The organism is Flavicella sp. IMCC45668 (assembly GCF_057219105.1).
The window spans coordinates 531230-544188 of the sequence record NZ_CM170114.1; the positions used below are offsets into that span (position 1 = coordinate 531230).

Genomic DNA, 12959 nt, shown 5'->3' on the forward strand with positions numbered 1-12959 from the left:
TTCTAGTTTTAGATGCGGTCTAAAAACGAAAGGTAATAATTAATGATGAAATATTTACGATGCTTTTTTAAAGCATGGCATCATATAAGATTTCTACGGGATGTGTTGCGGTTTTATTCACTCCATCTTTTATTTGGTGTCTGCAGCTTGTTCCTGAGGCGGCGATAGTTACAGAATTGTCAAGTTTTCTGAGTTTTGGAAATAAAGTATCTTCTCCTATTTGCATACTGATGTCATAATGTTCCTTTTCATACCCGAAGGATCCAGCCATTCCACAACATCCAGTGTTTAAAATGGTGACTGTGTAGTTTTCTGGTAAATTTAAAATACTGAAAACTGGAGAGGTAGAGCTCAGTGATTTCTGATGACAATGTCCGTGTATTTTTATGGTCTTTTTATCTTTTGTAAACTGTTTGGCAGTCAGTATGTTTTTATAAACACAGTTTGCTAGAAATTCTTCTATGGTAAAAGTGTTTTCTGAAATTTGAATCGCTTTTTCTTTGTCGGACACCATTCGATGGTACTCATCTCTGAAAGTTAAAATAGCAGAGGGTTCAATTCCAATAAGGGGTGTTTCTTTGGAGATAAGCGGATGGAAAATAGCAATGTTTTCTTCTGCTTTTTCTTTTGCAAAGGAAAGAAGTCCTTTAGAAATAGCGCTTCTTCCAGATTCAGCATGATTGATAATTTTAGGATCGTACCCCAATTTAGTTAGTGTTTTTAACGTCGCAATTCCTGCTGATACATCAAAATAATTAGTGAACTCATCGCAAAAAACATATACTATTCCAATTGGATTCACTGGAGTGTAAAGCTTTTGCTTGTTTTTTTTATAATGTTGAAGTAGTGTTTTGGTATTAAGTTTAGGTAGTTTTCTTTTGTTGCTAATACCTAATATATTTTTGACAAAGTTTTTATTTAGAAAAAAGTTGGTTATTCCTGGAGTGATGCTTCCTAGCTTATTATATTTTTCGTTGTAAGCAAAGAGCTTTGTTCTTAGACTAGGAGCGTTGTTTTTGTAGTATTGATGTAAAAATTCAGCTTTTAGAACAGATACATCTACATTACTAGGACATTCACTAGTGCAACCTTTGCAATTTAAACACAAGTCAAAAGCATCGTATAGTTCTTGATGGTTGAACTTATTAATTTTATCACTGTTGGTTAAGAATTCTCTCAGCGCATTAGCTCTAGCTCGAGTAGTGTTTTTTTCGTCTCTTGTAGCACGGTAACTAGGACACATGGTGCCGCCTGCTTCTGCTGATTTTCTGCAGTCACCTGATCCGTTACATTTTTCTGTCAACCTCAAAATACCTTGATTGTCAGAAAAATCTAAGAAAGTTGTAACTTCTGGTTCTTTTCTGTCTGGTGTATATCTTAGGTCTTCGTCCATGGAAAACGAATCAATGATTTTCCCTGGGTTTAATATATGATTTGGATCGAAAGCGGCTTTAATTCGTTTGAGAAGAGCATAATTTTGTTCTCCAATCATTAAAGGTATAAATTCAGAACGAACAATTCCGTCTCCATGTTCACCACTAAATGAACCCTTGTATTTTTTTACTAATTTAGCAGTGGCGGTAGTTATTTCTCTAAATAACTTTACATCTGCTTTTTTCTTTAGATTTAGAATAGGACGGAGATGTATCTCACCGGCACCTGCATGAGCGTAATAAACAGCTTCTTGTCCATAGTTATCCATCATTTTAGTGAATTCTGATATATAAACAGGTAAATCTTCTAATACAACCGCTGTATCTTCAATACATGCTACTGCTTTCGGATCACCAATTATATTTCCGAGTAAACCAAGTCCTGCCTTTCTTAATTCATGCACTTTTTGAATATCAGCACCATGTATTTTAGGAAAATGATATCCGAAATTACTATTCTTTAAATCTGCAATAAGGGCATCCGCTAATATCTCTGTTTCTTCAGGGGAGTTAGAAGCAACTTCTAGCATCAATATAGCTTCAGGATCTCCATTTAAAAAAAATCTATTTTTCTTTTGATCTGCATTGTTTTTGGTACAATCAAGAATTATTTTATCCATTAATTCACAATTGTACAAAGTGTGTTTCATTGCCGTAACAACTGCCTCAAGACTCTCTTGGATACTTTTAAAATGAGCACCAATCATAATATTATGAGAAGGAGGTAGGTGATCTAGTTTGATAGTGATCTCTGTACTAAAAGCCAAAGTACCTTCACTTCCGCAGAGGAGTTGTGCTAAATTTATATTTTCTTTAGTCCCTCCAAATAATTTTGATTCTAATAATAAATCTATTGCATAACCAGTATTTCTTCTGTGAATTTCTTTTTTAGGAAATTCTTTATGAATCTCATCTTGTTGATTTTTTTTAGAAAGCTCCTCATAAATGTTTTTGTAAAGTTGTCCCTCTAAAGAATTTTCTTGGGTCTTTTCTTTGAATTGTTCTGAAGTCATTTCATGGAAATAGGCAATACTTCCATCGCATAAAATAGTTTTTAAGGCGATTACTTTATCTCTAGTAACTCCATATCTAATGGAAGTTGTTCCAGAGGAATTATTACCTACCATTCCGCCAATCATACATCTATTGGAAGTAGAAGTATTTGGGCCAAAGAATAAACCATGTGGTTTTAGATATCTATTCAAATCATCTCTTATCACTCCAGGTTGAACGGTAACGGTGCGTTCTTTTTTGTTAAAAGAGATTATTTGGTTTAAGTATTTAGAAGTATCTACTACAATTCCGTTAGTCACACATTGTCCTGCTAACGAAGTTCCTGCGGTTCTAGGAGTTAATCCTATCAGGTGTTTGTTGGCGAAAGATAAGAGTTCAATAATATCCGACTCGTCTTTTACAATGCTTATGGCTGATGGTTTTTTTCTGTAAACTGACGCATCTGTAGCATAAATACTTTTGTGTAGTTCATCAGTAAATAGTTCTCCCTTTAATTTGGCACGTAACTTATTGAAATGTTCTTCTGTTGGCATAAATGGTAAATAAGACCTAGATAATTATAGAAAGTAAAATTAATTATATAATTGAATTTAAGATAGAATTACAGAAAAGTTTCCATCTGAGGATTGAAGTTTTTGGTTTTCTTTCTTTTTTGAATAAAAATTATTTTTTTTTATTCTTCTAATCGATTCAATCTCAAAGATTAAGCGTTTTTAAGCTGTTTTAATTGAAAAAAAACCAATAAAAACGCTTGTTTATCTAAATATCGGTGCTATATTTGCAACCGCTAAGGGCAATTAGCTCAGTTGGTTCAGAGCACCTCGTTTACACCGAGGGGGTCGGGGGTTCGAATCCCTCATTGCCCACAAGAAAATTAAAAGACTACATGAAAATGTAGTCTTTTTTTTGTTTTACAAAATTTCAAAAAAATAAAAATTATTTTTTTGAAATGTAAAATAATGGGACTTGGTTGAATAGATTTCAGCTATTATTATCAAACGAGATAGATTTAAGGTTGTGTAATTTCTCATGGCTAACAAAAGTATAAGCTTTACAGGTTATATAGCTTTTTATTGGTTCCTACTTTTTATATAAGTTGCAGTTTTCTTTCAGTTCAAATCCATTGAGGAATTAAGTATTGTTTAACAGGTGTTGAAAGGTTCATTTAGGCACGATGTTTGTATATTTGAGGGCTTAAACAGAGTATTATAAAATTATTGTATTTTGTTTTAGAGAAAAATAGAATTCATCTTACTTAAACAGCACAAATTATTTCATGGGAAAAGCTAGATTCGTTATTCTTGGGATTGTCATATTAGCTCTTTCTGTATGGGCTTACCAAGGTTTCATAAATAATAAAAAAGAAAAAAAAAGAGTTTTAACAAAAGTTGAAAAAACTGTTTTTACAGAAGTCGTACAGAATTCAGAAATCCCTATTGTTATAAAAGAAAAAGGAAGTCTTCGCTCTAAGGATCGAGTTGTTTTGTACTCTGAAGTGCAAGGGGTACTAGAGAATTCAAAAAAAGAATTTAGAGTAGGAGTTGCTTTTAAGAAAGGAGAAACACTTTTAGCGATTAATAGCGATGAACATATTGCTACTTTAAAAGCTCAGAAAAGTATTTTTCAAAATTTAATTGTATCCATCATGCCTGATTTAAGAATGGATTATCCAGATTCTTTTGAGAAGTGGGTAAAATACTTAGACAGTTTTGATGTGAATAAAAGAATTAAAGAAATTCCTGAGCCTTCTTCGGATAAAGAAAAATACTTTATTACAGCCAAAGATATTTACACTACTTACTACAATATCAAAAATTTAGAAGTGCGCTTAGAAAAGTATAATTTAAAAGCACCTTTTGATGGTGTTATTACAGAGGTAAATGTAAATGAAGGTGCACTGGTTCGTCAGGGGCAGATAATGGGAGAGTTTATCAATACTGATAAGTATGAGTTAACGCTTTCAGTCAATGCTAGTTTAGCGAATGATATTAGAATTGGAAAAAAGGTAGAATTAACTGATTTAACTGAAACGATTAAAGTTACTGGAAAAGTTGTTAGAATTGGTGGTAAAATCGATTTAAGTAGTCAAACCTTAGATGTGTTTATTGAGGTGAGCGGGAAGAATCTAAGAGAAGGAATTTATTTAGAGGCTGAAGTTACCGCAAGGGGGGTTCCTGATTCCTATGAAATAGCAAGAAATTTATTGATTAAAAAGGAACATGTGTTTGTTTTTAAAGATTCTGTATTAAATAAAATTCCTGTTACTCCAATTTATTACAAAAGAAATACGGTCATTGTAAAAGGAATTCCAAATGGGGCAGAGTTGATTTCTAGACCTGTATTAGGAGCTTTTGATGGAATGCCAGCTAAGAAATTTAATACTTCCAAAGAGTAAGTAATATGAAAAAAATAATTTCTTATTTTATTAAATATCCTGTCTCTGTTAATATTATTATCATCGCTTTCGTTCTGTTAGGGATTTTAGGATATTCTAATTTAAACTCTTCATTTTTTCCTTTGTCAGATTCGGATCAGATTTCGGTCAATGTAGCGTATCCAGGAGCTTCTCCATTAGAAATGGAAGAAGGGGTTGTGTTGAAAATTGAAGACAATCTAAAGGGAATTGTTGGGATAGATAGAATTACTTCCACATCCAAAGAAAATTCTTCCTCTATTGCCATAGAAATTATCAAAGGGTATGATATCAATGTGGTTTTGGCGGATGTTAAAAATGCAGTTGACAAAGTACCTAATTTTCCAACCGGTATGGAGCCGCCTGTTGTGGCAAAAGTAGAACGTATTAGAGAAACAATAAGTTTTGTGATTACAGGAAAAGATATTCCTTTAAAATCGCTTAAAACATTTTCGAGAGAAATAGAAAATGATTTAAGAAGAATGGAAGGAGTATCTCAGATTTCTATAATGGGGTTTCCAGAAGAAGAAATAGAAATAGCAGTTAGTGAGAGTTCTTTAAGGGCTTTTGATTTAACTTTTGCCGATGTTGCGCAAGCTGTTTCAAAAAACAATATTCTTACTTCAGGAGGATCTGTAAAGACTAGCTCGGAGGAATTTTTAATTCGTGCCAAGAATAGATCTTATTATGGAATTGATATGAATGCTATCGTGGTTAGAGCTGACCCAAATGGTAGAGTCATTCGATTGAAAGATATTGCTGAGGTTTCGGATAGATGGAATGAATCGCCAAATCGTTTGTATTATAATGGAGATTTATCTGTTAGAGTGCGCGTGGATAATACCAATAGTGAAGATTTAATAGGTACTGCAGATAAGGTAAACGAATATATTGAAGAGTTCAATATAAGACATGATAATGTTCAGTTAGTGGTTGCTAGAGACTCTTCAATCACTTTGGTAGAAAGAACAAAATTATTGTTTACCAATGCTTGGCAAGGAATGTTGTTGGTATTATTGTTTTTGTCACTTTTTTTAAGACCTCGTTTGGCTTTATGGGTTGCTGCGGGGTTACCAGTTGCCTTTTTTGGTATGTTCATGTTAGCAGGGTACTTTAATGTTACTATAAATGTGTTATCTCTTTTTGGGATGATTATAGTAATTGGAATTTTGGTTGATGATGGAATTGTAATATCAGAAAATATTTACCATCATTACGAACAAGGTAAGAATCCGGTAAGGGCAGCAATTGATGGAACCATGGAGGTTGTTCCTCCGATATTTTCTGCGATTTTTACTACAATCTTGGCTTTTTCAGTTTTCTTTTTTCTAGATGGAAGATTAGGAGAATATTTTAGTGAAGTAGCGACTGTAGTAGCTTTAACTTTGGTAGTTTCGTTAGTTGAAGCTTTGATTATTTTACCGGCTCACGTAGCACATTCTAAGGCTTTAGACAGAAATGAGAAAGTAAATATAATCAACAAACACGCTGAAAGGGTAATGGATTATATGAGAGATCGTTTGTATGGTCCCTCATTGAAATTTGTATTGAAAAATAAGTTTTTTGGTATTGTGATTCCGATTGCACTTTTCATAATTACATTAGGAGCTTTTAAAGGAGGATTGATAAGAGCTACTTTTTTTCCGAATATTGCTAGTGACAGGGTTGCTATATCCTTACAAATGCCGCAAGGAACCAATGAAAAAATAACAGACTCGATTATAAGTATGATAGAGGATAAGGTTTGGGAGGTAAATGAGGAGTTGACAGCCGAACAAACAGGTAATTTATCTGTTGTAGATAATGTGATTAAAAGATTAGGAGCGGGTACATCAACAGCGTCTTTAAATGTGAACTTATTACCTGGACAAACAAGGGATTTTAACGCTATTGAAGTAGCAAATAGGTTTCGAACAGCTGTAGGACCTGTATACGGAGTTGAGTCTTTAGTTTTTGGTTCAGGAGGTAGGTTTGGAGGAAGCCCAATTTCAGTTTCATTATTATCAAATGATATTGAGCAACTAAAACAAGCCAAGGAAGAGTTAAAACAAGATTTTTCTGATAATCCAATATTAAAAGATATTTCAGATAATGACCCTCAGGGAATTAAAGAAATTAAGATCAAACTTAAAGAAAGTGCCTATTTGCTTGGTTTGACGTATCAAGATATCATGACTCAAGTAAGGAGTGGTTTTTTTGGATATCAAATCCAGCGTTTTCAGCGTGGTCAAGACGAAATAAAGATTTGGGTTCGTTACAACCGAGAAGAGCGATCTTCAATTAAAAACTTAGACGATATGAGAATTGCAACACCTACAGGGGCAAAAGTTGCTTTTTCAGAAGTCGCTACTTATGAAATTGAACGTGGTGAAATTAAAATCAATCACCTCAACGGATTAAGGGAAATTAGAATTGAGGCCGATTTAAAAGATGATAAAGCTTCTGCTACAGAAGTCTTGCAAGAGATGAAATCAACCGTCATTGCTGATATGTTGGCTCGATATCCGCAAGTTTCCGTTTTATATGAAGGTCAAAATAGAGAAGCAGCAAAAGTGATGAGTAATATTCCAACGGTAGGAGGAATTATTCTTTTATTAATTTATATAGTCATTGTATTTACTTTTAGATCCTATGGTCAACCATTTATGCTTTTGCTTATGGTTCCTATCAGTTTTGTAGGAGTTGGTTGGGGGCATTATATTCATAATTTCCCAGTGAATATGCTCTCTATGTTGGGGATTATTGCGTTGATTGGAATAATGGTAAATGATGGGTTGGTTTTGATAAGTAAATTTAATTCTTATCTAAAAGAGGGCTTAGAATTTGATGAAGCTTTACTTAAGGCAGGTAAATCTAGGTTTAGAGCTATTTTTTTAACGACCATTACTACTGTTGCCGGTTTAGTTCCCTTAATTTTTGAAACGAGTAGACAAGCACAGTTCTTGATTCCAATGGCCATATCAATTGCTTATGGGATCATCATTGCTACTTTTTTAACGTTGTTGACTTTGCCAATTTTATTGTCTTTTGCGAATTGGGTAAAGGTTTATGTGAAATGGTTTTTCAGTGGAACAAAACCTACTAGAGAATCTGTAGAAAGGGCTATCAAAGAAATGGAGTACGAACAAAAAGAATTAGAACTATAATATGAGAAAAAAATATATAATAGTAATTGTCTTATTTCTAGCTGTATTCTCGGAGTTTTCAGCACAAGAGTTGCTAACTAAAGAAGAGGCAATCTTGCAAACATTGGAGAATAATTATGATATTATTCTGACCGAGAACAGTCTTGAAACTGCTAAAAATAATGCGAGTTTGTATAATAGTGGTTATTTACCAACTTTGTTTACCAATGCGAATGCCACGTATGACTTAAATGATTCTGAAGCAACTCAAATTTCTGGAGATATTGTGTCTACCAGTAGTTTAGAATCAAAGAACCTGAATGCCTCTGTTGGTTTTAATTATACCTTGTTCAATGGTTTAGGCAGGTATTATACTTATGGTAAACTGAAAGAGACTTATAATTTGACAGAGCTGCAAGCAAGATCGGTACTGGAAAACACACTGATAACCTTGTTTTCTGCTTATTATGAGGTGGCTAGGTTAACAGAAAACTTAAACAATCAAAAGCAGACGCTTGAAATCTCAAAAGAAAGATTGAAAAGAGCTGTTTATGGATCTGATTATGGTCAGAATACAAAGTTAGATGTTTTGAATGCTGAGGTAGATTTAAATAATGATAGTATTACTTATCTGGGAGTTCAACGGGAGTTGGCAAATGCAAAACGAGATTTGAATATTGTATTGGGGACTGATGTAAACAATGAAGTTTCAGTAGATACTACAATTGTTTATTTAGATGATTTGTATTTAGAAAACGTTTTAGACAAATCACTAGACAATAATGTGGATTATTTGCAAGCGGAAAAAGCATTAGAATTGGGTGAGTATGATGTGAAAATTAACAATTCTGGTTGGATGCCGAATGTGAGTTTAACAAGTTCTTATGCTTGGTCAAAAAACTATAGTGATCCTTTTAATCCAGATAATCCATTTAGTACGGTTGAGCGTTATCAAAATGGTTTGAATGCGGGAGTAGGGTTGACTTGGAATTTATTTGATGGAGGAAGTACAACTACTCGTGTAAGAAATGCTAAAATTGCTGTAGATCGTTTGGAAACGCAAAAGGAACAGCAAGAAGAATTTTTGAAACGAGATGTAAATAATGCTTGGGAAATCTATCAAAATGCTCTGTTTACCTTAAAAGTTCAAAAAGTAAATGTGGCAACGAACAAATTAAATTTTGAACGTTCAACCGAGTATTATAAACTTGGGCAAATTAGTTCGATTGACTTTAGATTGGCGCAGGTGAACTTAGTGAATGCGGAACTAACTTACAGTGCGGCAAAATATTCTGCAAAAACCGCAGAACTTGTGTTATTGCAATTGGCAGGAGATATTATAGCGAATAAACAATTCTAGGATGCCTAAAAAGGGAAAAGAAAAAAACACAAAAAATAAATCAAAGCATACCAAGTTGATGAATCGTAAGTTAAATAAACAGCGCGAAGAAAAACTAACGCGACAAAAACGATTAAAAGAGTTGGTGCAGAAACATAATGAACTCAAAAAGGAAAGTGAATTATGAATGCTGTAAAGTGTCATTGTGGTAGAGAGATTCGTTACCAAGATTGTTGTGAATTAATTCATAGAGGTGTTAAAAAGGCGGAATCGGCTGAGGACTTAATGCGTTCACGTTATGCTGCATTTGTGTTGGCTAACGGGAAGTATCTACAGGAAAGTCATCATACAAAAACAAGACCAACCAAAAAAGAATCCATTGAAATTGAAAACTGGGCAAAGTCGGTGGATTGGGTTAAGTTAGATGTTTTAAATACAACCAAGGGAGCAGCCAAAGATTCCGTGGGTACTGTTGAGTTTAAAGCCTATTTTTATGAGAATGGGAGGATTTCAATTATCCATGAGAATTCATTTTTTGAAAAGGAATCTAGTATTTGGAAATACAAATCTCAATTGTAATTAGTTATTGTTTTCAGTAGCAAGTGCTACTAGGGAAATAATGTGTTTATTTTTAGTAACTTTAAAAGACTAGCCATACTAAATTTAGATATGAGGTTTCTTTTAAAAGTTTTTTCATTGTTTTTTCTTTCATCTTGTTTTAATACGGAATTATTTAAGGAGAAAATGTTCTTTAAAAATTTAGAGGAATATGAAGAGAACTTTGACAATGAAGCAAAATTTAAAAAATATTGGAGTAACGGATCTCAGAATATTACATATATCAATTATTTTTTAGACTCAAGTTATGTTCGGTTGAAAACCAAGAGAGGATCCGACGAACGTGTTAAAATTATGTTTAACAAGACAAATTTATCATTTGGCACCTTCAAATGGCGTGTTTATGTTCCGAAAATGAAAATATATGAAAATTGTAGTATTGGAGCATTTTTGTATTCAGATAATCAACATGAATTAGATTTTGAAATAGGTTCTGGTAACAGAGAGGATAGAGAAAAACATCAAGCTCTAGACGATGAACTTTTGCTATTTTGTAGTTCTCAAAATAATCCACATGTATCCAATGTGATAAAAATTACAAGTTCGCAGTGGTACGAGTTAGAACTTGTATTGGATAGAGGAGAGAAAAATAAATATTATGTTCAGTGGTTGTTGAATAATTCATTGATTCAAGAAGTACAGTTAGCCTATGGGAGAACTCATAAGTTTGAAGCTTATTGCAGTTTAGAAAATATTCACTTTATCGGTGATAAAGCTACAACGCAAGAAAATTATGTTTTGTTTGATTATTTTAAATTTGAAAGTTTGAAATAATTTCTACTTCATTTTTTTAGCTTTCTATTTAGATTTTTAAGATCTCAAAAAGATTTTTTTATTGAAATTATATAATTATTTTTTTGACATTTATTTGAAACTAAAATTGTAAATTTGCACTTTATTTTTATAAACTGTAAATCTTAAAAGGATGCAACGTGATCAAATCATCTTCGACTTAGTACAAGACGAAAAAGAAAGACAATTAGAGGGATTAGAATTAATCGCTTCTGAAAATTTTGTTAGTGAGCAAGTAATGGAAGCACAAGGTTCTGTGTTGACTAATAAATATGCTGAAGGATATCCTGGTAAGCGTTATTATGGTGGTTGTGAAGTAGTAGATGTTGTTGAGCAAATTGCTATTGACAGAGCTAAAGAATTATTTGGAGCTGCATATGTAAATGTACAACCTCATTCTGGTTCTCAAGCAAATGCTGCTGTGTATTTGGCGGTATTAAACCCAGGAGATAAAATTTTAGGATTTGATCTTTCTCATGGAGGACATTTAACACATGGTTCACCAGTAAATTTTTCAGGAAAAACTTACAAAACTTCTTTCTATGGAGTTGAAGAGGAAACAGGTCGTTTAGATTATGATAATATTCAAAAAATTGCATTAGAAGAAAAGCCAAAATTAATTATTGCTGGGGCTTCTTCTTATTCAAGAGATATTGATTTTGCTCGTTTTAGAGAAATTGCTGATAGTATTGATGCTTATTTAATGGCTGATATTTCTCATCCAGCAGGTATGATTGCAAAAGGATTATTGAATGATCCAATGCCTCATTGTCATTTTGTAACTACAACTACTCACAAGACTTTAAGAGGTCCAAGAGGAGGTATGATTATGATGGGTGAAGATTTTGACAATAAAATGGGACTTACATTAAAAAGTGGAAAGTTGCGTAAAATGTCTGCAATATTAAATTCTGCTGTATTCCCAGGAATGCAAGGTGGGCCATTAGAGCATGTGATTGCTGCAAAAGCAATTGCATTTGGAGAGGCATTGACAGATAACTTTTTGCATTACCAAGTACAGGTGAAAGAAAATGCTGCTGCCTTAGCTGCTGCATTTGTTGCAAAAGGATACAAATTGATTTCTGGAGGAACAGATAATCACTGTATGTTGATTGATTTACGCAATAAAAATTTGTCAGGAAAAGATGCTGAGGAAGCTCTAGTAAAGGCAGATATTACAGTAAACAAAAATATGGTTCCTTTTGATGATAAATCACCATTTGTAACTTCAGGTATTCGTATTGGTGCTGCTGCTGTTACTACACGTGGTTTAAAAGCTGATGAAATGGCAACTGTTGTTGATTTAATTGATGAGGTAATCATGAATTTTGAAGACGAAGCCGTTTTAGAAGCTGTTGGAGAAAAAGTAAACAAATTAATGAGCGGAAGAAAATTATTCAACGCTTAATAATTTTATAAAATTTATTTGAAATCCCTTTCTATTTATTTAGAAAGGGATTTTTTTGTGAAAAAAAGTTAACTATCATGGTTTTAGTGATAGTGTATATTAAGATCGTGCTATAAATAAAATTTAATCAGTTTTAGCTTAGATTGATGTGAATTGTTTACTGTGAAAACACACAGTCAAAAGATTGATGTTTTTTTTTCGAGAGCAAGGAGATTGTTGTAGAATTGCCGCATAAAAAATAAATGTTATGAAAAAAATGTTATTCACTGCCATTTTGGTAGTATTGTGCTTGTCAAATGTTATCGGACAAGAAAATTCTTTTGGAATTAGTGCTGGATATAGTTCTTTGATTGTCAAAGTGAAGGGATCTTATCAAGGACAAACAGATTCAGATTCAGATTCAGCAGGTGGATTCTACTTAGGTTTGTTTAAGGAATTTAATATTGATGAAAAGTTTACTATTCGTCCAGAATTTCAATTTGCTGTTTACAGTTTTGATGGAGAAAATAGTTCAGAATTATTGATACCAGTTATGTTTAAGTATGAGGTAGCCAGAAGTTTTAGTTTGATGGCAGGACCACAATTTGATTATTTGTTAGATGACGATGCGGATGGTCTTAATAAATTTGGTCTTGGTCTAGCATTAGGTGCAGAAGTAGATTTAACAGAGAAATTATTTCTAAATCTTAGATATTCATTTGGTGTTTCAGAAAGGTTAGAGGATGATGAAATGTTTGCTCCTGTTGATATAGACTCGAGATTTGATACATTCAATCTAGGTTTAGGATATAAATTCTAGAATAATAATACTCATAAA

Annotated in this window: 9 protein-coding genes and 1 tRNA gene; 9 read left to right on the plus strand and 1 reads right to left on the minus strand. The window is 32.9% G+C overall.

Features of this window, described 5'->3' with window-relative positions; translation table 11 throughout:
* Nucleotides 1-67 precede the first annotated feature (67 nt).
* Nucleotides 68-2980 (minus strand): FAD-binding and (Fe-S)-binding domain-containing protein, encoded by a 2913-nt coding sequence (locus tag AC2DZ0_RS02495; protein ID WP_484643460.1) that lies wholly within the window; start codon nt 2978-2980, stop codon nt 68-70.
* A gap of 258 nt (nt 2981-3238) precedes the next feature.
* On the opposite strand from AC2DZ0_RS02495, the gene AC2DZ0_RS02500 reads away from it, so the two are divergent.
* The 9 genes from AC2DZ0_RS02500 to AC2DZ0_RS02540 all read left to right on the plus strand — a co-directional run bounded on the left by AC2DZ0_RS02500 (nt 3239) and on the right by AC2DZ0_RS02540 (nt 12941).
* Nucleotides 3239-3313 (plus strand) — tRNA-Val (locus tag AC2DZ0_RS02500).
* 410 nt (nt 3314-3723) lie between these two features.
* Nucleotides 3724-4842 carry an efflux RND transporter periplasmic adaptor subunit gene (locus AC2DZ0_RS02505; RefSeq protein ID WP_484491454.1) on the plus strand — a complete coding sequence of 373 codons (1119 nt, stop codon included), beginning with the start codon at nt 3724-3726 and terminating at the stop codon, nt 4840-4842.
* Nucleotides 4843-4847: 5 nt separating this feature from the next.
* Complete coding sequence (locus AC2DZ0_RS02510) at nt 4848-8006, plus strand: efflux RND transporter permease subunit (protein ID WP_484643462.1); 3159 nt, start codon at nt 4848-4850, stop codon at nt 8004-8006.
* 1 nt (nt 8007) lies between these two features.
* Nucleotides 8008-9345 carry a TolC family protein gene (locus AC2DZ0_RS02515; RefSeq protein WP_484643463.1) on the plus strand — a complete coding sequence of 446 codons (1338 nt, stop codon included), beginning with the start codon at nt 8008-8010 and terminating at the stop codon, nt 9343-9345.
* A 1-nt stretch (nt 9346) separates the two neighbouring features.
* Nucleotides 9347-9511: a hypothetical protein gene (locus AC2DZ0_RS02520; RefSeq protein WP_484643464.1), complete on the plus strand. Its 165-nt coding sequence runs from the start codon at nt 9347-9349 to the stop codon at nt 9509-9511.
* Nucleotides 9508-9903 carry a YchJ family protein gene (locus tag AC2DZ0_RS02525; protein ID WP_484643466.1) on the plus strand — a complete coding sequence of 132 codons (396 nt, stop codon included), beginning with the start codon at nt 9508-9510 and terminating at the stop codon, nt 9901-9903. The genes AC2DZ0_RS02520 and AC2DZ0_RS02525 overlap by 4 nt, the downstream gene beginning before the upstream one ends.
* 90 nt (nt 9904-9993) lie before the next feature.
* Nucleotides 9994-10716, plus strand: a complete 723-nt coding sequence (locus AC2DZ0_RS02530) for a hypothetical protein (protein WP_484643467.1) — start codon at nt 9994-9996, stop codon at nt 10714-10716.
* Nucleotides 10717-10867: 151 nt separating this feature from the next.
* Nucleotides 10868-12142 carry a serine hydroxymethyltransferase gene (glyA, locus tag AC2DZ0_RS02535; RefSeq protein WP_484643469.1) on the plus strand — a complete coding sequence of 425 codons (1275 nt, stop codon included), beginning with the start codon at nt 10868-10870 and terminating at the stop codon, nt 12140-12142.
* A gap of 247 nt (nt 12143-12389) precedes the next feature.
* On the plus strand, nt 12390-12941 hold the full coding sequence (locus AC2DZ0_RS02540) for a porin family protein (RefSeq protein WP_484643470.1): 552 nt from the start codon (nt 12390-12392) through the stop codon (nt 12939-12941).
* The last annotated feature ends 18 nt before the right edge of the window (nt 12942-12959 follow it).